The 24,177-nt window shown below is 43.0% G+C and carries 4 protein-coding genes; all 4 read right to left on the reverse strand.

The window, feature by feature from the left end; all coding sequences use genetic code 11:
- From HWQ40_RS16320 to HWQ40_RS16335, 4 genes are read right to left on the reverse strand one after another with little or no spacing between them, the layout of a single operon-like run.
- Complete coding sequence (locus tag HWQ40_RS16320) at window positions 1–4,266, reverse strand: beta-ketoacyl synthase N-terminal-like domain-containing protein (protein ID WP_292779566.1); 4,266 nt, start codon at window positions 4,264–4,266, stop codon at window positions 1–3.
- Entirely contained in the window at window positions 4,263–11,858 is a 7,596-nt protein-coding gene (locus HWQ40_RS16325; RefSeq protein WP_292779568.1) for a non-ribosomal peptide synthetase, read from the reverse strand. The genes HWQ40_RS16320 and HWQ40_RS16325 overlap by 4 nt, the downstream gene beginning before the upstream one ends.
- 2 nt (window positions 11,859–11,860) lie before the next feature.
- Entirely contained in the window at window positions 11,861–19,903 is an 8,043-nt protein-coding gene (locus HWQ40_RS16330) for a non-ribosomal peptide synthetase (RefSeq protein ID WP_292779569.1), read from the reverse strand.
- Complete coding sequence (locus HWQ40_RS16335) at window positions 19,900–24,159, reverse strand: non-ribosomal peptide synthetase (RefSeq protein WP_292779570.1); 4,260 nt, start codon at window positions 24,157–24,159, stop codon at window positions 19,900–19,902. Before HWQ40_RS16335 ends, HWQ40_RS16330 begins: the two co-directional genes overlap by 4 nt.
- Window positions 24,160–24,177: the final 18 nt, after the last annotated feature.

Below are 24,177 nucleotides of genomic sequence, written 5' to 3' on the forward strand. Positions count from 1 at the left end.
TCATATTTCTATTTTTTCCCTACCAATTGCAACTGTCTTAGTATTTTGTTTTAATTGTTGTTTTCCTAGCTTTGGTGCTATTTCAGCTATTGTGGGAGATTCAAATAAACTGGCTACAGTTAATTTAATAGAAAAAGCTTTTCGCAATCGGGATAAAACTTGAACAGCTATTAATGAATCTCCTCCTAATTCAAAAAAATTATCATCTATTCCCACCTGTTTAATTCCTAATAATTCTTGCCAAATATCGGCAATTTTTTGCTCAGTTTCATCACGGGGAGCTATATATGAATTTGGCAAACTCGGTCTGGAGTGGAGTGCAGATAATTTTTCTAGCTGAAGAACATCCGCCTTTCTTTGTAATGAAATCTCTGATTTTGAGTCAGTCTCTTTTTGCCCAGCTTTTGCGCTAAATGCGGCTGACGCAGAAGTAACAGCCATAATAATTTGATGCTCAAACGCTTCAGTTTCGGGAAACGCAGCAACTTGAACAAAATCCTGAGTGCGTAATGCTTCAAACCACTGTTCTTTGATGATAAAAGGCTGACCTGGGCTGCGCCTTTTATCGTCTAAAGGTTTCAACAGCAGACCCCAACTAATATCAAAGTCTATTTTCGGTTGAGTTATTTCCCACAGTAATAGGAAGCCGCCAGGAGCTAATAAAGAGCGTACATGGTAGAGTGTTTGATCTATGTTCTGAGTTGCGTGCAATACATTAGAAGCTATGACTACATCAAAGCTGTACTTTTCAAATCCTTGCTCAGTTGGGGATTTGTCTATGTCTAGTAATCGATATTCAACAAATGGATAGTCGTTAAACTTCTGTTGCGCTTGAGTCAGGAAACCGCTACCAATATCAGTAAAAGTATAGTTGGTTTGTTTGGGCGGCAACACAGGTAATAATGCTTGCGTAGACATACCAGTACCCCCACCGATTTCCAGAACTCTCAGGTGAACGGATGATGGCAATGACTTGACTAGCTGTTCTAAGCTTGAGCGCAAGATAGAGTTGTAGTAAGTATTTAAGGTAGATTCTGAATGTGAATTGTTGTTTTCTTTTTGGTAAATCAGTTCATTGAAAATTTCTAATGGTTCTTGTTCACCAACAACAATAGCAGCTAAATTTTCACCACAGCGTTGCACTAAATCTAAATCTACTAGAGATGAAGCAGCGAATCTGGTTCTGACTTCTTCTAAGTATTCGTTAATATAATCTTGCAAACATGGCACTAGCTCGGTGAATAACTCCTCATGTTGCTGTAGTTGTCCTTGTTCCACCAATATTTGCAACCATCTAGACAACAATTGCTGATAGCGGGGAGAAATATGGCATTGCGCTAACAAATTCTCTAAAGAATACTTTTGTTGGGGATTACTAAAAGCCCCTAATTGGTTGAATGCAGAGCTGATATAGGCTGTACATAAACGATCCAACCACTGTCTATTCTCTTGATATGTTAACTCGTTGAATTCTGCATTTCTCACACTTGCTTGCTTTTGACCTGCTTGTGTAAGCGATGTCCACAATTGTGATGTTGTGGGTAAGATTTGCAACTGTCCCCAAGCTGCTTTTTGTGGAGGGTCAATCCAATAACGTTGGCGTTCAAAGGGATAAGTCGGTAAGGGAAGACGGTAATATTTCTCCTGACTATAAAATCCAAACCAATCTACTTTGACCCCAGTCAACCAGAGTTGACCTAATGTATTGAATAAAACACGAGTATCGGATTGCTTTTCTTGAGGATGACGTACCGAAGTCAAGACCGTTTGTGCAGATGCTTTGTCTGGATGCCTTTTAACTAATGTAGTTAGTGTATGTCCTGGCCCCACCTCTAGTAAGACTTGCTCTGGTGTTGCCAATAATTTCTCGACACCTTGGGCAAACAGCACTGTGGAACGCAGATGGTGAGCGTAGTAGTCAGGATTTGTGGCTTGTGTGACTGTAATCCAAGTACCAGTGAGGTTGGAGATATAAGGAAGTTTGGGGGGATTTAAAGTAACTTTTTTGACTCGTTCCGCAAATGCCTCTAAGATTGGTTCCATCATGTGGGAATGGAAAGCATGGGAAGTATGCAAAGGTTGGCATTCAATCCCTTGAGCAGCAAGCTGATTTTGTAGTGCATCTATTGCTGCTATGGAGCCAGAAACTACGCACTGCGAAGGTTGATTAATCGCAGCAACAGACAGTTCTTGCCCTAATAGGAATTTTACCTTGTCTGCGGGCAGGGGAATTGAAAGCATTGCTCCAGTGGGCAGTTGCTGCATCATCTGTCCGCGTGCTGCTACCAGAGATAAGGCATCTTCTAGGGAAAAAACTTCTGCTAGAGTTGCTGCTACATACTCGCCAATACTATGACCGATCGCAGCTTGTGGCTCCACTCCCCATGACTGCCATAATTTAGCTAGGGCGTATTCAATTACAAAAATAGCAGGTTGAGCAATTTCTGTCTGTTGAAGTTGCTTTGATACCTCATCAATATTTTCTTCGCTGGGGTAAATAATATGACGTAAATCTAGTCCTAGTAAAGGTTTAAGAACTTCTGAGCAATAATCAACTTGTTCTTTAAATACTGTTTCGGTTTCGTAAATTTCCCGCGCCATGTTGACATACTGGGAACCTTGACCGGGAAACATAAAGACAACAGACCGTTCTGTAATCTCTGTATAATTAGTAAAAACTTGTTTTGGCTCTATAGCATCTTCTAAGTCTTGACAAATTAACATCCGTCGATGATTAAAACCCCGGCGACCACTATTGAGGGTGTAAGCTACATCACCTAAGTTTAGTTCTGGATGCTCTTTTAAATGCGCGATTAAATTAGCTGTTACCTTCTCAAGTGCATTTGCAGTTTTAGCCGACAAACACAACAAGTGTAAAGGACGTTCGATTGCATCTTTTGAATTTTGAATTTTGAATTTTGAATTTTGAATTTCTAAAGGTGCTTCTTGTAAAATGACATGAGCATTAGTACCTCCGATACCAAAAGAACTAACCCCAGCACGGCGAGGGGTGTTATTTGTTTTCCATTCAGTCAGGGTTGTATTGACATAAAAAGGACTGTTGGCAAAATCAATTTTGGGATTAGGTGTCTCGAAGTGCAAACTAGGAGGCAGCATTTTATTTTGCAGTGCTAATACAGTTTTAATCAAACCTGCCACACCTGCTGCTGTATCCAAATGTCCTAAGTTGGTTTTTAACGAACCAATAGCGCAGAAACCTTTTTTATCAGTACTTTGACTAAAAGCTTGAGTTAAAGCTGCAATTTCAATCGGATCTCCTAAAGGTGTAGCTGTACCATGAGCTTCGATGTAGGAGATTGTTTCGGCATCTACACCAGCTATAGCTTGAGCTTCGCCAATCACTGCTGCTTGACCACTAACACTAGGAGCAGTGAAGCCCACTTTCATGGCACCATCATTATTAATTGCTGAGCCTTTAATAATGGCATGAATGTAGTCGCGATCGCTGATCGCATCCTTTAATCTTTTTAATACCACAATCCCAGCACCGCTACTAGCGATCGTTCCTTGTGCTTTAGCATCAAAAGTACGGCTGTGTCCATCAGGAGAAAGAATCATTCCCTCTTGATGCAAATAGCCTATTTTTTGGGGAATGCTGAGAGTAACTCCACCAGCTAAAGCCACGTCACATTCACCATTTAAGAGACCTTGGCAAGCTACATGAACAGCAACCAAAGAAGTAGAACAGGCTGTTTGCACATTTACTGCTGGCCCAGTCAAGTTAAGCTTATATGCAACTCGTGTCGGTAAAAAATCTTTATCATTGGAGATTGCTAATTGGAGAGGGTCAATTGTTTCTGATAATTGATGATGAGGAATTAGATTGTTGAGCAAATACCTACTCATACCTACACCACCATAAACCCCTATTAAACCACTGTAGGTTTGTGGGTCATAACCAGCTTTTTCTGTAGCTTCCCAAGCCAATTCTAAATATAGGCGTTGTTGTGGATCTATTAGTTCAGCTTCTTTGGCGCTATAAGCAAAGAAGTTTGCATCAAACAATTCAATATCTGATAGAACAGCACTAGATTTTACATAATTAGGATTATTAAGTAAATCTAGAGAAACTCCAGATTTTATCAATTCTTCATCCGTTAGCCATGAGATAGATTCTACACCATCTCGTAAATTCTGCCAAAATGATTCAATATCTTCTGCACCTGGAAATCTACCAGCAACAGCAATTATTGCTATTTCAGAACCGTTAAATTCATTATTGTTATGCACTAAATCTATTGTCATTTTCTACCTTTTTTCTGATAGCGGTATTGTTGCCTGGATTGTAATTGTTTGCTTTTTAAAGCTTTAACTTCATTATGAGATTGAGTGCGAGAAGTGTTTTGTTTGATTGTATTTTCTTTGTGAGACTTAGTATTTAAATATTGGCTCAAATTATATATAGTTGGGTAATTAAACATATCAACTATTGACAGTTCTAAACCAAGTTCTTCTTGTAATTGCTGATTAATTTTTACCAGTAGTAACGAATTGCCTCCTAGCTCGAAGAAATTATTGTAAATTCCCACTTTTTCTATTGCCAATGCTTTTTGCCAAACGCCAGCAATGATTCTTTCTACTTCTGTATTTGGCATTACATAATCTGATAGCTCCTGTTGTAAATCTGGAGCAGGTAGAGCGCGACGGTTTACTTTGCCGTTGGGTGTCAGGGGTAAGAATTCCAATATCACAAAAGCAGTTGGCACCATATACCCAGGCAGTTGATCGGAAAGAAACTGACGCAGTTCGTTCGTTATGGGTGTGACCTCTTTTTGCGGCACTACATAGGCGACCAAGCGCTTATTACCTGGAGTTTCTTCACGAGCAATGACACAACATACTTGCACATCATCATGTTGCCCCAGCAATGCTTCTATTTCTGCCAACTCGATGCGGAAGCCCCGAATTTTTACCTGATCGTCAATGCGTCCTAGGTATTCTATGTTGCCATCCGGTAAATAACGTGCTAAATCCCCAGTTTTATATAATTTACTCCCTTCTGCTTCCTCAAACGGATTAGAGATGAATTTCTCAGTTGTTAGATCGGGGCGGTTGAGATAGCCTTTTGCCAAGCCAACACCAGCAATATGTAACTCTCCTGGCACACCAACAGGAACTGGTTGCAGATTGCTATCTAATATGTAAACCTGTGTATTAGCGATCGCTCGCCCAATGGTCGGTGATATCTGTTCTTGCTCTTTGGCAACTACCAATCCAGAAGTTGTGACAACAGTATTCTCAGTTGGGCCATAGTTATTTACCACTTGGAAGGGAATTAAATCTGATGGATACTGATGAAGCTTATCTCCTCCAGTCAGTATGCAACGCAAAGCCAAATTTTCAGTTGGCCATTGCAAAGACAATAACTCCTGTGCTAGTGGTGTTGGCAGAAAACTGATAGTAATCTTGTTTGAAATTAACCAGTCTCGTAGGTTCACTAGCGAGCTAAGAAGCTGAGATTTGACTAAATAGATACCTGCTCCTGTCGTTAGGTAAGGCCATAATTCCCATACCGCAGCATCAAATGCTGTTCCTGCTAATTGAGTGGCTTTGTCTAATGAAGTGATGTTAAAAGCTCTGTTGTGCCAGAACACCAAATTTAATAATCCTTGATGGGCAATCAGCACTCCCTTGGGTTGACCTGTAGAACCGGAGGTATAAATCACATAAGCCAAATTATTTGTTTGTGCCTCCGTGATTAGATTATCCTGATTTAACTGAGAAATCAGCTGCCAATCAGTATCCAAACAAACAAGCTGTGCTTGATGTTGGGCAAGTCTGTCAAGGAGTTTCTGCTGGGTCAGCAACACTGGAACTTGAGAATCTTCTAGCATAAAGCGCAAACGTTCAGTCGGATACTCCGGGTCAAGTGGCACATAAGCCCCACCCGCCTTCAGAATACCTAGTAGTCCCACCACCATTTCTATTGAGCGTTCCACACAAATGCCTACTAGCACATCTGCTCCCACTCCCAAAGACTTGAGGTAGTGCGCCAACTGGTTAGCGCGACAATTCAATTGGTGGTAAGTAAGTTGTTGATCTTCAAACACCACTGCTAGAGCATCGGGTGTACGCTGAACTTGCTCCTCAAACAACTGATGAATACACTTATCAGAAGGATAATCTACTTGAGTATCATTCCATTCCACTAATAACTGCTGTTGTTCAACTGCTGTCAACAGTGGGAATTGTGAGATTAGCTGCTGTGGGTTAGTAATAATACCTTCAAGTAATGTCACAAAATGACCAGTCATTCGCTCAATGGTACTAGCATCAAACAAATCAGTGTTGTACTCCCAAAAACCCACCAGCCCAGTGGCCGTGTTCTGCATTAATAAACTTAAATCAAACTTTGCCGTTGCGCCTTCTGTTATCAATGGAGTGACAGTCAACCCAGTCAACTCTACTTGAGATGTGGACGCATTCTGGAGGGCAAACATCACCTGGAATAGTGGTGTATAGCTGAGATCCCGTTCTGGCTGCAATGCTTCTACCAGCATTTCAAAAGGCAAGTTCTGATGAGCATACGCGGACAATGCTACTTCTCGAACACGACCCAGTAATTCGCTAAAACTGGGATTGCCTGCCAAATCTGTACGCATGACTAAGGTATTGACAAAAAAGCCAATTAACTCTTCTATTTCACTGCGATCGCGGTTAGCAATGGGAGACCCCACCAATATATCTTCTTGTCCTGTGTAGCGATAAAGTAGAGTATCAAACGCTGCCAACAGCGTCATGAATAAAGTCACCCCTTGTTGTTGACTCAGTTGTGTCAAGCCACTGGTTAGCTCCTTTGAGAGTGCAAACTCTTGATATGCCCCGTTGTCAGTCTGCACAGATGGTCTAGGTCGGTCTGTGGGTAGGGACAATAAAGCTGGTGCATCTTTTAGTTGTTGTTGCCAGTAACTTAGTTGGCTTTGTAAAACATCTCCTTGCAACCAGTTTCGCTGCCAAATTGCGAAATCTGCGTACTGAATCGGCAGTGGTGCTAACAGTGACGGCTGACCTTGAGAGTAAGCATTGTACAGCGCTGCTAGTTCTTGAACAAACACACCCACTGACCAGCCATCAAAAACAATGTGGTGCATACACACTAATAAGGCGTGTTCTGTCTTGGACAGTACGATTAATGTCGCCCTAACTAATGGTTCAGTTGCCAGGTTAAAAGGTTGAATAGCTTGTTGTTGCGCTAATTTCTGTGTTGCAATTTCTTGTTCAGTTGTGGATAAATACTTGAAGTCAACAATTGATACTTTCCAATTCGCTTGTGTTTGGATAACTTGAGTTGGTTTTCCATCAACTTTAATGAAGTTAGTACGTAATGCCTCGTGGCGGTGAATAATTTCTTGTAAGCTTTGTTGTAGCGCCGCAACTTCGAGAGTTCCGACTAGACGCAAAGCTACAGGTACGTTGTAAAAGGCGCTGAGAGGCTGTAACTGGTCTAAAAACCACAAACGCTGTTGAGCAAATGATAGTGGTAATTCAGCATCACTTGCCCTTGGTAAGATAGGTGGTGTAGACAGTTCTAAATTTTGTTGTTGTAACTGCTTAATCTCTTGTGCGAATTTGGCAACCGTTGTTGCTGCAAACAGACTATGCAGTGGTAATTCTAATTTGAAAATGTTGCGGATGCGTGAGAGCAATTGGGTTGCTAGTAGCGAGTGTCCCCCTGATTCAAAGAAATTATCATGAATGCCAACTCGCTCTACTTTAAGGACTTGCGCCCAAATTTGTACCAGTATTTCCTCAATCGGTGTACGTGGGGCGACATATTTTTCTAGCAGTGTGCTGTCTAAGTCTGGTTTTGGTAGGGCGTTGCGGTCTACTTTGCCGTTCCGAGTCAGGGGTAAAGATTCCAGCAGCACAAAAGCACTTGGTACCATGTACTCTGGTAACTTCTTTTGTAGGCAGTGGCGAACCTCACTGAGTAATGAACTCACATTGATCCAGGTCGGTTTTACACAATCACTGACTAACCCGCTACCAGGGTCTTCTGGGAGGGACTGGTTTATGGATGGTCGTCTAGCATAAATATTGTAGAGTACAGTATCTTCTAGTAAAGCATCCTGCTCAATAGTTAGGTCGTATCCATGTTTTTTCAGCAGGGCTGTAATCTCCTCCAACCTGCCATTGATGTTATGAACCTCTACAACTATCTGCTTAATCTTTTGCCAATCTTCTTGCTGGATGCCTGAGAGCACATCCTGCTCACTTTTCTCCACGTCGATTTTCAGCAAATCGATTTTCTCAACGCCATACTCACCAATCACATCAGAAATTGTTCTTAACTGGCAAGTGAATTGCTGACTCTGCAATCTTTCTGCTAGCAGTTCATCAATTGCCTGACTAGATATTTCTGTCTCATTTTCTACAATATTTTGTTGTTTGAGCAAAAAGGATTTAATTACCTCTCGCTCTTGATCAGTATCAGCAAAGCGTCCTGAAATGACGGAAATTTGAGGATAATATGTAAAGGTATCACTCTTTGTCTCGCTGGAAAGACCAAGATTAAATAGCTTCACGTTTAAGCCATAGTTCTCAGTATTTATGCGTAGTAGGTCAAAAACAGGCGGAATTGGCTCAAATGCGTAAATAGAAACATCTTTACATATTTGACCCACAAAGAGTGTGAACAGACCGATATTGGCACCCACATCAAAAATGCAATCCCCTTCATTGATAGTGACGCCATTTTTTAAATAAGTCTGTTCTTCCCAAAGTTCTTTGTAGACGAATTCTGTCTCGTTTTTATTCAGATGGACAACCATCATGGCATTCGGCAACTTATAGAGTAACCCTTCATTAAACAGGCTTTTATTTTGAAAACGAAGAAGTTGTAAAATTGGAAAAGCATATTTTTGGTCAGGGACAATATAAGCTACTAGACGCTTATTGCCAGGATCATCCTCTCGCGCGATTACAATAGTTTCCCCCACAGCCAAGTGTTGTGTTAGCGCCGCCTCGATTTCTCCAAGTTCGATGCGGAAGCCGCGAATTTTCACTTGCTGGTCAATGCGTCCTAAATACTCTAACTCGCCATTGGGCAAATAACGCGCCAAGTCCCCTGTTTTATATAGTCGTGCTTGGGGATTCTTGCTAAAAGGATGAGAGATAAACCGTTGTTGGGTCAGTTCGGGACGATTCAAATAGCTACGAGTTACCCCAGCACCACCAACATACATCTCGCCTGCAACTCCAATGGGCACTGGCTGTAAATGTTCATCTAGCAGATATACCTGTAAGTCTGGAATTGGACGACCAATTACACTTGCGGTTCCACTTAAATCGCCTTTGCTCAATGGACGATAAGTTACATGTACAGTGGTTTCCGTAATCCCGTACATATTCACTAATTTGGGTTGCTGGTCGCCGTGGCGTTCAAACCAAGGCTGCAAACTCTTGATTTCTAAGGCTTCTCCACCAAAAATTACTAGGCGTAAGTTTAAATCGCCAGCAGTTATTCCTGACTGTTCCGCTTGAATTAACTGGCGAAAGGCTGAAGGGGTTTGACTGAGAATTGTGACTTTCTCTTGACACAATAACTCATAGAAGGATTCGGGCGATCGCGTCACCAGATAAGGCACTACTACCAGTCGTCCACCATACAGCAATGCACCCCAAATTTCCCATACAGAAAAGTCGAAAGCATAAGAGTGGAACATTGTCCACACATCATTAGAATTAAATTTATACCAAAAGTCTGTTGCTGCAAACAGACGCACTACATTAGCATGGTTGACTAAAACGCCTTTAGGCTTACCTGTGGAACCTGAAGTGTAGATAACATAAGCCAGGTTATCGGGTTTTGCGGTGTTTTCCAGGTTTAACTCATTGTTTTGAGCAATTTTTTCCCAATCGGTGTCTAAGCAAACGACACGCGCCTGATGTTTAGGCAAAGATTCTACTAACTGCTGCTGAGTCAGCAACACCCTAACTTGAGCATCTTCAACCATAAAGCTCAAACGCTCAGTAGGATAGTCTGGGTCAAGAGGTACATAAGCACCACCCGCCTTGAGAATACTTAGTAGTCCTACCACCATTGAGAGCGATCGCTCCACACACAACCCAACTAGCACCTCTGCTCCCACATCTAATGAGCGCAAGTAATGTGCCAATTGATTTGCACGAGTATTCAGCTGCTGGTAAGTCAGTTGTTGATCTTCAAAAACGACTGCTACAGCATCCGGGGTGCGCTCTACCTGCTCCTCAAACAACTGATGGATACACTTATCACCAGGATAGTCTACTTCAGTGTTGTTCCACTCCACCAACAATTGATGACGTTCTGCGATCGTCAACAGTGGTAATTCTGCAATTGGCGCTCTGGGATTGGCAACAATTGCTCGTAGTAAAATTTGAAAATGTTGGGCTATGCGAGTAATTGTCGTTGCATCAAATAAATCAGCACTGTAATTCCAAATACCCTCCAGACATCCTGAAACTTCCCAGTAGTGAACTTCCAGGTCAAACCGGACCATTTCATCAATTGGCAAGGATATGTCCTGGATAGTTAAACCTGGCAAATCCCAAGAAGACTGTAGGGTATTATGGAGGGAAAACATTACCTGTAGCAAGGGATTACGACTCAAATCTCGTTCTGGCTGTAGCTTTTCTACCAACATCTCAAAAGGCAAGTCTTGGTGAGCGTAGGCTGACAATGTGGTTTGCCGCACTTGCGCTAAGAAGTCAGCAAAGCTGGGGTTGCCAGAGAGATCGCCCCTTAATACTAGGGTATTAGTAAAAAAACCTATTAGCTGCTCGATGCTCTTGTTGTTGCGGTTAGCGATCGGGGAGCCAACAACAATATCTAACTGACCACTGTAACGAGAGAGCAAGACCAAAAAAGCGGCCAGTAGAGTCATAAACAATGTTGCGTCTGACTCTTGGCTCAACTGCTTGAGGCGTTGTGTGAGGTCACGATCCAGTTGAAAACGCTCAACTCTACCCCGGAAACTCTGCACTGGGGGACGTGGTTTATCAGTAGGCAGTTCTAGTACGCCAGAGACACCTGCTAATTGTTGCTGCCAGTAATTCAGTTGGCGTTCCAGGACTTCGCCTGTTAGCCACTGGCGTTGCCAAACCGCAAAGTCAGCATACTGGATAGGTAATTCAGATAGTGGGTTGGGCAATCTTTGAGCGAAAGCTGCATACAGCTGAGATAACTCGCGTTTGAAGATGTCCAAAGACCAGCCATCGTAGATGATGTGGTGCATCTTTAACAGCAGTACATACTCCTGGTTACTCAGTTGGAGTAGAGTGAATTGTACTAAGGGGTCAACAGCTAGATTAAAGGGCTGGGATGCAAAGGACTTTGCTATTTGTTGAATCCGATCAGTTTGCTCCTGGACTGACAATCCCTGCAAGTTATGGATTGACAAAGTGAAGGTAGTGGGAGCAGCAATGACCTGAACAGGTTGTCCGTCTACGGTAGGAAAAGTAGTTCTTAAGATTTCATGGCGGCGAATGAGTTCATTAAGACTTTGTTCCAGTGCAATTATATTCAGCGACCCATGTAGCCTCTGAGCATCCAGGAAATTATAAGAACGACTGTCGGGTGACAAATGGTGCAGAAACCAGAGTCGCTGTTGGGCAAAAGACAGTGTTAGCTCACCGTCTCGTGGCACTCTTTGAATGGGCAACTGATGAGAAGTCTTAGCCTGCTTTGCTTGCTGTAAAAACAGCATAATTTCTGTTTTACGCCCAGTTATTTCCTGAAGTAGCATTGGATTTAACACCCCTTCAGGTGCATGACAGCGCAAGCGTTCGCCATTAGCCTCTAGGTTAATATTCAAATTGCTCAGGCGATCGAGAAATTCAATAATGCTGTTAGTCATGCTCATAACTCCACTATTTCGACGCTGACTTCTTTTACTGGCAAATTTTGTGTTGCCCAATCCATTACTTTGATGTATTCTGCTATCCCGGCTACTGTAGGAGACTCAAACATTATCTGTATAGACAGATCGAGTCGAAAAGCTGAGTTGATCTCTGAGAGGACTTGGGTAGCTAGTAGGGAATGACCACCTAGCTCAAAGAAGTTGTCCTTAACACCAATACTTTCAACTCCCAGGACTTGACTCCAGATCCGAACCAGTTGAGCTTCAATTGGGGTGCGAGGTAAAACAAAGCCAGTAGAAAGACTTCTTGTGGCTGTATCAGGTGAAGGCAGGGAGCGGCGATCCACCTTGCCATTGAGTGTCAACGGCAGGGCATTGAGAATGACAAAAGCCTGCGGCACCATGTAATCAGGTAGCTTTTGTTGGATATATTCACGCACCTGCGGCACCAGTTTTTGGACTAACTTGCCGCGTAGGGGATTGTTAGTATAGTCAGTCCAGGGTTTGGTTGTAACGGCTGAACTATCCCAGAACTTGTACTGAGTGCAGTCGAAGTGGGCGATCGCCCTTTGTGCGTCAGACACTTCGGCTTCTCTTAGTGCAAGTGTCTGTGTTGAATTATTGCGGCAGAACACCACATCATAACAACCATCCTGACTACTCTCCCACCAACTCAGGTGGACAGTGTAACCGAGTTGCTGCCCCAATTGGCAAAACTGCTCTGGATTGACCCCAACTGTTGGCTGTTGTGCTAATACCTGCCGCAGTTGGCTGACTGTTTCTACAACCGGGGGATTTTCCAACCATTGCCAAATCTGTAGTGCTTGCTGTACTCGTTGATTCGGCACGCGCCTAATTCCCAACAGTTCTGGCTGTTGTTGTTGCAGTTGATGTTGAATTTGTGTGAATGAAAGGGCATCGAGTTGCCAGTTTAGCCAAGAAACGTTAGTTGTTTGAACATCAGCACCGACATGAAGGGTAACATCATAGCGGAATTGGGTTAGCTCATTTTGCGCGTAACCGCGTTTGGGCTGAATTTCCACCCAAGTAATCTGAGGAAAGCGTGTCTGGAGGGCGATAAAGAAACTGGGGTCGATGACCAATTCTTCTTCAACGGCTACACTCTGATGTACCATTCGCTGCCATTGCTCAATAGTTCTATCCTCAGCAGCTTGGGACAACTGCACAGCTGCATGGTATGGCTCCAGCAATGGTAAGCTGCGGACATCACCCACGAATAACGTACCCTGTTGGGCGATCGCGTTCATTGCTCCTTCTATCACCTGCAATAAATACTCAACACTGGGGAAATACTGCACTACTGAGTTCAAAATAACAGTGTCGAATTCTCCTTTAGGGATACTTTCAAAGTTATCCGCCATTTGGTGCAGCAGCCGCACATGAGCTAGACCATCAACCGTGGAGCATATCTGCTCAACGTGCTGTATAGCGGCGATCGAATAATCACATCCCCAATACTGTTGACAGTGCTTGGCAATGCGAGAAAGCAGTAACCCTGTTCCACAACCAATTTCTAGTACCCGTTTCGGAAAACCAGCCAAAATTCGGCTGACTGTATTCTCAACCCACTCCTGCATTTCCCCATCTGGGATGGGTTGCCTGGTATAACTACTGTTCCAGCCAGTAATATTGAACGTGAGGTCATTTGTGGATGCCGATCGCTGACTATAGGCTTGTTCATAGAGCATTTGCCAGTCACTAACGTACTCGGTCTGCCATTGGGCAACCTGCTGGGGTAATGTTTTTTGATGAACAGCAGGCACTAAGTAAGCCACAAGACGTTTATCTCCAGAGGTGTCTTCTCTGATGATGACGACACTCTCGTGTACCAAGGGGTGGTGACTTAAAACTACTTCAATTTCGCCTAACTCGATACGGAAACCGCGAATCTTGACTTGATTGTCGATGCGTCCTAAATACTCTAACTCGCCATTGGGCAAATAACGCGCCTTGTCTCCTGTTTTGTATAGTCGGGCTTTGGGGTTGTTGCTAAAAGGATCAGATATAAAGCGTTCATCTGTCAATTCAGGACGATTGAGATAGCCGCGTGTCACTCCTTCCCCACCAACGTACATCTCACCAGGAACGCCAATCGGTACTAACTGTTTATGTTCATCCAGCACATACACGTGTAAGTCGGGAATTGGACGGCCAATGACACTAGCTGTGTGATTTAAATCAGCTTTGCTCAATGGGCGGTAAGTGACGTGTACAGTAGTTTCTGTAATCCCGTACATATTCACTAATTGGGGGAACTGGTCGCCGTGACGTTCAAACCAAGGTTGTAAACTCTTGAGTTCGAGTGCTTCCCCACCGAAAATTACTAAGCGTAATTTCAAGTCGCCAGCAGTTGCAATTGACAGTTCGGCTTGAATTAACTGGCGGAAGGCTGAAGGGGTCTGATTGAGAATTGTGACTTGTTCTTGACACAATAACTCCAAGAAGGATTCGGGCGATCGCGTCACCAGATAAGGCACTACTACCAGTCGTCCACCATACAGCAATGCACCCCAAATTTCCCACACTGAGAAGTCAAATGCATAAGAGTGGAACATTGTCCACACATCTTGAGAGTTGAAATTATACCACGAGTTTGTTGCGGCAAACAGACGCACTACATTTGAGTGATTGACTAAAACGCCTTTAGGCTTACCTGTGGAACCAGAAGTGAAAATTACGTATGCTAGGTTATCGGGTGTAGCAGTGTTTTCCAGATTTGACTCATTGTTTTGAGCAATTTTTTCCCAATCGGTGTCTAAGCAGACGACACGCGCTTGATGTTTAGGAACAGACTTTACTAATTGCTGTTGGGTTAAAAGTACCGACACTTGAGCATCTTCTAACATAAAGCTCAAGCGGTCTTGGGGATACTCTGGGTCAAGAGGTACATAAGCACCACCCGCCTTGAGAATACCAAGTAGTCCTACGACCATTGAGAGCGATCGCTCCATACACAAACCAACTAGCACATCTGCTCCTACACCTAATGAGCGCAAGTAATATGCTAACTGGTTAGCGCGATAATTCAACTGTCGGTAAGTCAGTTGTTGATTTCCATACACTACGGCCACGGCATCTGGAGTACGCTCTACTTGCTCCTCAAACAACTGATGAATACATTTATCTTGGGGATAATTCACCTGAATATTGTTCCATTCCATCAACAGTTGATGACGCTCCTGCTGTGTGAGCAAGGGGAGTAAAGCCACTGGCTGCTGTGGATTTGGCGCAATCGCTTCTAGCAAATTCTGGAAATGCTGCATCATGCGGGCAATAGTTGACCCATCAAATAAATCGCTACTGTAACAGCAATAGCCCTCAAGGACTGACTGGGTTTCCCAAAAGTTTAGTTCAATGTCAAACCGCGCTGCATCAAGACCCCAAGGCATTTTCTCGACACTTAAGCCAGGCAGATCCCAACCAGAGGAGGGGGCATTCTGGAGGACAAACACCACCTGTACCAGTGGATTACGATTTAATTTTCGCTCTGGTTGCAACTGTTCGACTAATATCTCGAAAGGCAAATCCTGATGCTCGTAGGCATTTTGAGTTACCTGTTGTACCTGCGTCAATAAGTCTGCAAAGGTCAGTTCTCTTGATAAATCGAACCTCAGGGGTAAAATGTTGACAAAAAATCCAATTAACTCTTCGATTTCTTTGCGGTTGCGATTAGCAATTGGAGAGCCAATTACAAGATCCTTTTGTCCACTGTAGCGGGACATTAACACGACAAAAGCCGCCAGCAGTGTCATAAACAGAGTGCTTCCTGACTCTTGGCTAATCTTTCTAAGCATAGAAGTCAGCGAGGCATCTATTTGAAATCGCTCGATTCCTCCTTGAAAAGTCTGGATAGCTGGGCGGGGGCGGTCTGTAGGCAATTCCAACAAAGGTGGCGCTCCCGCTAACTCTTGCTTCCAGTAGCTTAACTGACGCTCTAGTACCTGATTTGTCAGCCATTGGCGCTGCCAAACGGTAAAGTCGGCATACTGTACAGATAACTCTGGTAATTCAACAGAACTACCTGTGGAAATAGCTCGATAATGGGCAGACAGCTCGCGGATCAAAACGCCTATTGACCAACCATCAGCAGCAATATGGTGAATGACTAATAGCAGTACATACTCCTGTTGAGCAACTTGCCACATCTTGACCCGCAACATGGGATCTCTAGCCAGATCGAATGGTTTGTATGCTTCTTTTATCGCTAGTTGCTCCACTTGTTTCCAGGGATCTGCCACATTTTGTAGATCCACCACTGGTAACGTTATGTCTATATTGGGGTCTATTACTTGTACTGGTTTGTCATCCTTAATCTCAAACCGAGTACGTAGAACTTCATGTCGCCGCACCATCGCCTCAATTGCCCCTGACAATGCTTTGACATTGATATTCCCCTCTAGGCGTACAGCATAAGGTATTGTGTAGGCACCACTCTCGCCTTCTAAATAATGGAGAAACCACAGGCGCTCCTGCGCCCAAGATAGAGGTATGTCAAGTCTTGTGGAAACGGGTAAAATTGCCGGAAGCACTAGACTCGAACCAGTTTGAAGTTCAGATGAGATGACTTCACTTAACTGGGCTACTGTTGGTGATTTAAATAAAGAACGCAACGGTAAGGAAGTCCCAAAGGCTTCTGGTATGCGAGAAATTATTTGGGTAGCTAGTAGAGAGTGTCCCCCAAGTTCAAAGAAGTTATCATGTATGCCCACTCGCTCTACTTTTAGCACTTGTGCCCAAATTCCTGACAGAATTTCTTCGATTGGGTTACGTGGGGCAACATATTTGTCCGATAATTGGCTGTGTAAATCAGGTGCGGGCAGTGCGCGGCGGTCTAGTTTCCCATTGGAGGTAAGTGGTAGACCTTCTAAGATGACTATTGCACTTGGCACCATATACTCTGGTAACTTTTCCTTTAGGAAGCTACGCAGTTCGCTTACTGTAAATGTACTTCGATTCCCTTCTCTACGAGAGGCTGCGCCAACGACTGCGCTCAGGGCAAGTCGCTCAGTACAAGTCTGCTCTTTTTGAGGCACAATGTAAGCGACTAGGCGTTTGTCCCCAGGAATGTCCTCACGGGCGATCACACAAGATGCCTGCACATGGGGATATTGGCTCAGAACTGTTTCGATTTCGCCCAATTCGATGCGGAAACCCCGAATTTTTACTTGATTGTCAATGCGTTCTATGTATTCAATATTGCCATCTGGGAAAGAGCGTACTAAATCCCCAGTTTTGTAAACTCGCTCAACTCGATCGAATAATTCAATTTCAATAAATTTTTCGGCGGTAGTTTCAGGACGATGGAGATAGCCTTGTGCTAATCCAGCACCACCGATGTGCAATTCTCCCGGTAAACCTACAGGTACTGGTTGGAGATTTTTATCTAATATATAAACTTGGGTATTAGCGATCGCACGACCAATAGGAATATTTGTAGCGTCTTCAGGGACATCCTGCACTAAATACCAGGAACTAAATGTTGTATTCTCTGTCGGGCCATAAACATGAAGTAGTCGCTGTGGCGCACCATTTTTCAGTACTTCTTTTACCCATTTAGGATCAACTGCTTCGCCGCCAAATAGAAGATGCCGTAGTGAATTGAAAGCAGAAGGGACTTCCTGAGCAATTTGATTGAACAAGGCAGTTGTCAAGAATAATACGCTGATACCTTGCGATCGCATAAAGGCAGCGAAATCTTGTGGAGAAAGAGCCAACTCTTTGCTCACTCCTACTAACCGCGCCCCGTGAAGTAGCGCACCCCATATCTCGAAAGTGGCAGCGTCGAAAGCGTAATTTGAAGCTTGTGCAATGACATCTGTTGGTTTTATGTCGATGTAATTTGTGTTGATTACCAAGCGGTTCACAGCTCGGTGATCAACAGCAACTCCTTTGGGTTGACCTGTAGAACCGCTTGTGTACATTACATAAGCTAAGTTATCAGCTTTGGTGCTGGTAGTCGGGTTATGTTTTGTTTGTTGATTGATGATATCCCAGTTTGAGTCTAAGTAAATTACATCAACTTTGCGATCGCGTAGCGTCTCCTCTGGAGAATCGGCAAAGCCGCGCCAGAGGCGATCGCCTAGTTTGTCAACTAGTTTTTCTTGAGTCAAGACAACTGATAGCCCAGTATCTTCGAGCATAAAGCTTAAACGCTCTTGGGGATACTCTGGGTCAAGTGGCACATAAGCCCCACCTGCTTTGAGAATTCCTAAAATTCCCACAATCATGGAGAGCGATCGTTCTACACACAACCCAACCAGCACATCGGCTCTCACACCCAAAGACTGCAAGTAATGAGCTAACTGGTTAGCCTGACTGTTCAATTCATGGTAGGTAAGCTTTTGGTTTTCAAACACCACCGCCACTGCATCTGGGGTACGCTGAACCTGTTCCTCAAACAATTGATGGATACACTTATCCTGAGGATAATTCGCCTGGGTATTATTCCACTCCATTAATAACTGATGCCGTTCTGGTTCAGTTAGCAAAGGCAATTCTCCAATTCTTTGGTCGGGATGAGCAGCAATTGCTGAGAGTATTGTCTGGAAATGACCTGTCATCCTAGCGATTGTATCCGCCTCAAACAAATCGCTGTTATATTCCCACGACCCAATTAATCCCTTTTGTATCTGCCAAATCGAGAGGCTCAAATCGAACTGAGATGTACCCCGCTCTGCCATCTCTGGAGTCAGACTAATATCAGGTAACTCTAAAGTATCGAGGGAGAAATTTTCCAAAACAAACACTACTTGAAACAAGGGGTTGTAGCTAAGAGAACGTTCCGGCTGTAGTGCTTCTACCACTTGCTCAAATGGTAGATTTTGGTGTGCATGGGCATCCCAAACAACAGATCGAACTTGTTGGAGGAATTGAGAGAAACTAGGATTATCTTCAATCTGAGTACGCAACACCAAAGTATTGACAAAACAGCCGATTAGTGAATCAACTTCTTGGCGATCACGGTTAGCAAAAGGCGAACCGATACAAATATCATCTTGACCACTGTAACGATGGAGTAAAATGCCAAAAGCTGCCAGCAGGGTCATAAATAAGGTGACACCTGACTTCTGGCTGAGGATTAGTAGTTGAGAGGTTAAATGCTCTTCGATTTGAAATTTTTTGGTAGCACCAGTGAAAGTCTGGACTGGTGGCCGCGGATAATCCGTTGGCAACTCCAATAAGGGCGGTGCGCCAGTTAACTGTTGTTTCCAGTACTCAAGTTGCTTTTCTTGAACTTCTTTAGTTAACCATTTGCGTTGCCAGAGGGCAAAATCAGCGTATTGTATCGTTAATTCTGGTAAGGGATTTGGTTGCCCTTTAGTAAAAGCATGATAGAGGACTTCTAATTCTTTGAAGAATATTCCCATTGACCAGCCATCGGTAATGATGTGATGCATGGTCAAAATTAACAAGTGAGATTCTACTTCCTGGCGCAGTAGAGTAGCTCGCAACAAAGGAATACTATCCAAGTCAAAGGGTTTGCGAACTTCCTGAGTGACTATTTGTTGCACTGAGGCTTCTGGTAAACCCTGCAAGTCTATCACAGGTATATTTATGGTGACAGTGGACGCGTTAGCGCAGCTTTCCGCAGGAATCGCCTGAAAAGGGATGCCCTCTCTCACAGCAAAGCTAGTTCGTAAGGCTTCATGACGGCGGATAATTTCGTTGATACTCTGTTCTAAGGCTGTCACTGAGAGCTTTCCAACAATCCGCAGTTGGCAACTTTCATTGTAAAATGGGCTTTCCTTATCTAGTTGATAAAGAAACCACATCCTCTGCTGTGCAAAAGATAAAGGTAACTCCTCATCCCTAGAAACAGGCACTAAGGGGAAAGAGTTAGATTGTGTAGCTGTTTGAGCTTCTTTGAGAAAAGCTAGGATTTCTGTTTTCCGCTCTTTAAGTTCCTGCTGTATGTCTGCTGTCATTACTCCTTTAGGAGCGCGACAGCCAAGTTGATCTCCGTCAATCCAGATTTTTACGCCTTTTGTTTGCAGGTTAGCTAAAAACTGTTCTGTGATCATATCCTTACTTCCTCATATTCTTCTGCAAGTGCCTCAATAGATCCACTCTTGTCCTGAGTTACCCCTAAAATCGCCTCAATACTTTGGGCTAAACTGGCGATCGTAGGCGCTCTAAATAAACGTTGTAGAGATAACTCTAGAGAGAAATCTTCGCGTAACCGAGAAATCACTTGGCCAGCTAGGAGAGAATTGCCCCCTAACTCAAAAAAGTTGTCATTAATGCTTAAAGGCGGTAATTTCAGTACTTGCTGCCAACATTGAGCAATTTTTAACTCTATCTCGTTGCGTGGTTCTATCCGCTCCCTAATTTCCTGAGTGTTAATTTTCCTAATTAGGCGATCGCGATCAATTTCGCCATTTTCGAGACAAGGCATTTGGGGCAGTTGTACTAAGTTGTAGGTGCAAGAACTTCCAAAGCGGTCTTGCACTCGCAATTCTGGTAATTGAACCTCGTTACTACTGGCAGTGAAATAAGCAGTTAACTTCTGCAAATTAAAAGCTGACGACTGCCAACGTTGAATGTTTTGGTTGCTGCCATCCAAACCTATCAATAGATGCGTTTGCTGATGTTGTAAGCTGGCAAGCATTGAAGATATTGCTTGGGAGGAAGACATCACATAGAAACCTTTGGCGCGAATCAGGTTCTTCATCTGATATCCCTGGCTCATGCCTGTCTCATCCCACATACTCCAACTTAAACAATAGCTCGCTAATTCACTGTGGGAATTTTGGTAATAAGAAAAGCAATCGAGAAAACTATTGGCAGCAGCATAAGCCCCGAAAGCAGTGCTACCAAAAAAACCGTTTACAGAAGAAAAGTTAATAAAAATGCTGCCCTTATTGTCTTTGACCAATTGATGCAACGCCCAAGCACCCAACACCTTAGGACGCAGCACTGCTGCTAAGTTCTCCTGCGTCTCTTCCAGTACAAGCCGTTCATGGGAAGTTCCGGCTAAATGAAGTATCCCATCTAGATTCTTACCCCATCGGGATTTAGCTTTTTCAACTATTATCTGTAACTGTTTCCAGTCACAAATATCAACAGCTTCATGAATTACCTCTCCTCCAAGCTGTTCTAGTTCCTGATAAACTTTCAGGCGTTGTGCAATAGTATCTGTTTGCTCTAGATGCTCATTCCAAGTACTTTTATCTGGTAAAGTAGTTCTGCCAACCAACAATAGCCTAGCTTGGTAATTTTTCAGCAAATACCGCGCAATTTCAATACCTATACCACCGAGTCCTCCGGTAATTAAATAAGTTCCTCCTCGCTTGAAGCTGACAGGAGATTTAGGTTTGTTAGTCCAATCAACTTTTTCTAGGCAAGGAACTAAACGCTGCCCATTCCTATATGCTACCTCTTGTTCTTTTGAGGAAACTTGCATCTCTTGTAAGATATAAGCTCCATTGGTTTCAACTTCAGTGAAAGGCAAATCAATGTGACAACAGTTCAACCAAGGTAATTCTTGAGGAATGGTTTTCAGCAACCCTAATACTGCTGATTTCTCGTAAGCTATGGGTTCAGATGAGGAAATGGACTGGATATGACTAGAAATAAATGATAATTGCACCGAATGGTCAAAACCTTGAACTTTGGCTAAAGCTTGAACCAGGAACAATAGACTAGATATTCCATTTTCCTGTGCTTGTTCGAGAGCATCCAAGCTTTTGACTTCGCCACTATATCGGTCATAAGTCCATAGGTGAAGTATTTGTCCGATAATTATGTTATTTGCCGCAAAGGATTGGAGTAATAGTTCGTAGTCCTTGGATTGTCCTGGAGTGATCGTGTAGCTTGAGCGATTAATTTTACGAAAATCTTCTCCGGGTGAAACAATTATATATGGCAGGTTACGCTCTGATAATATCTGACATAAATATGCCCCTAAGCCGAATGAATCTATAAATATTAGAGTGGAATTAATAACAGTTAAAGAAGAATTAGAAGTAATGGGATTTTTGGGCTGCCATACTTGACGGTAAAACCAGTCGGGAATGGTATTAGCGTTACCCAGTAATATATCAATTCGTTTAATAATGGATTGAAATTCACCTGTTTTGAAGCGCTGGCTCAGTTGCGATCGCTGGATTTTACCAATAGCGGTTTTAGGAATAATTTCTTGATTTACTGGAATTAGATAATCTGGGTTTATTCCCACCTTGTTGACAACAGAAGTGCGAATTTCCTTAAGCAGAGTTACTAAATTGCCATCATCAGAAAGAGAAGTATTGAAAAAGATAGCTAGTTTATCAGTATTGATTCCTGGTTCTCTCACTGCACAGGCAGCTGTATAAGAAACTTCTACTCCTTTAACTTCTTCAACGGCGGTTTCGATTTCGTGACAGTAGTAGTTGAGTCCATTGATGATAATTACATCTTTCTGCCGTCCAGTAATAGTTAAACGCCCTTGATAGAGAAATCCTAAATCTCCGGTATTAAACCAACCATCGAGGGTAAAAGCTTCTTGGTTTGCCTGTGGATTCTGATAGTAACCACTAGTAACAGATGCACCTTTTACCTGTAAACTACCAATCGTACCTTCCATGACTATTTGTTCGTTTTCATCAACAATCCGCAGTGAAGAACCAGCAATTGCAAGCCCCAGTTCTACAAATAAAGTGTCATCTGATGAAGTTTCTAGAGAAAAGCTATCAGAGTAAGTAATACCAGAAGAGGTTTCGCTCATCCCAAAGGCTGGATGAATCGCATTCGTTGGTAAACCATAACGCTGAAGCAGCCTTAAAAAACTCCTAGCTATCTTAGTGACAATGGGTTCTCCAGCGTTGATTATAAAACGCATCGACGATAAATCCCAATGTTTTTGGTTAATCTCAATCGCGCGATCACAGATTAGCGAAAAGGCAAAATTAGGTGCCCAACTAATCGTAGCTTGATGTTTATCAATCAAATCTAGCCACAACAGCGGATTTTGCACAATCAAGTTAGTGGGTACATGAATTTGCTGACAACCTAAGTCAACAGCCATAATGCTCAAGGAAACTAGCGCACCCACATGATCCAGAGGCATCCAGTTTAAAATGCTTTCCTGATTGGAAAAATTGCCCATCAAAACTAAGCCACCCGTCATACTCAATAAATTGCGATGATTTAGCATCACACACTTGGGTATACCAGTGCTGCCAGAAGTCAAAAACAAAATCGCTAAATCCTCTGGCTGACTTTGATGCAAGTTGAAATCCGCTTCGTACTCACGCAACTTCTCAATAGTTACAAATTGAAAGTTTTCTAAATTCAGAAACTTTGATAAGTCATCAATATTGGAAGCTAAAGAAGCGTTGGTTAGTACAAGGGGTTTCCCCAGCATCTGCCAAGTGTTTTGAAGTTTGCTGGCGATACTATTAGCTAGTTCGTATGTTGGGGCGATGGATATTGGCACTGGAACAAAGCCCCCTAGCACACAACCCCAAAAAGCACAGAGAAAATCTTGGCTGGATTCTAGTTGAAAAATTACTTTATCTTGGGGCTTGAGTCCTAACTTTCTGAATCCAGCTAAAATCCGTTGAGCATCTTGCCACAATTCTCCATAAGATTGAACTTTTTCACTACCATCAGACTGAATGTAAATAATACCTTGAGTTGAATGTTGAGCAGTTCGTTGTAGTAGTTCTTTTAAAGTTTTAGGAGCATCTTTGGAGTATTGCAGTGGTTCCCCATGACTAATAGCTAGCTTTTTTGACGAGGACGGGTTATTGTTTTCTATTTTCTGACTAAGTATAGTTGCTTGTACCTTTTGCTGGCTAGCTTCAGAGCCGATCGTCGGAGACGTTGTCGGAGACATTGCTTGAGTGTTGCCTAGCAAATCCTGTAAGTGGACAGGAGGAATACTTGTAATCAAGGGTTCAACAACCACTGCAACACGCTCAATTTCTGGCAATGACTCTAATTGCTCCTCTATGCAACGCATTAATTCAGAGTCAATAGCTTCTAAGCTGGCTAGAGTAACTTCATCTACCTGCCCTTGATCTGTTAGGGGTATAGTGGAGACTGGTACGAGTGCTGTGGGTATTAATTCGCTAGGCAGAATTGTTTGTAGGTCAGACAACAATTGTTCTGGTGCAAATAAGCTTGATGGAACTATATAGGCAACTAATTCCTGCGTTAGCTTTTCTGTTTCTCTCTTTATAACTACACAATCATCTACAGTTAAACTCGATCGAATAGCAACTTCTATTTCTCTGTATGTAAAACTTTTATTACTTAAATTTGCTAAAACTTTACTAGAATTATCTAACTGCATTAGCTTCTATTTTAAACT

The organism is Nostoc sp. NMS9 (genome assembly GCF_017114995.1).
In the GTDB taxonomy this organism is placed as follows: Bacteria; Cyanobacteriota; Cyanobacteriia; order Cyanobacteriales; family Nostocaceae; genus Nostoc.

What these genes read in the sequence shown, in the direction of transcription:
- HWQ40_RS16320 (WP_292779566.1), bottom strand. Translation starts at nt 4,266, where the DNA reads ATGACAATAGATTTAGTGCATAACAATAATGAATTTAACGGTTCTGAA.
- HWQ40_RS16325 (WP_292779568.1), bottom strand. Translation starts at nt 11,858, where the DNA reads ATGACTAACAGCATTATTGAATTTCTCGATCGCCTGAGCAATTTGAAT.
- HWQ40_RS16330 (WP_292779569.1), bottom strand. Translation starts at nt 19,903, where the DNA reads ATGATCACAGAACAGTTTTTAGCTAACCTGCAAACAAAAGGCGTAAAA.
- HWQ40_RS16335 (WP_292779570.1), bottom strand. Translation starts at nt 24,159, where the DNA reads ATGCAGTTAGATAATTCTAGTAAAGTTTTAGCAAATTTAAGTAATAAA.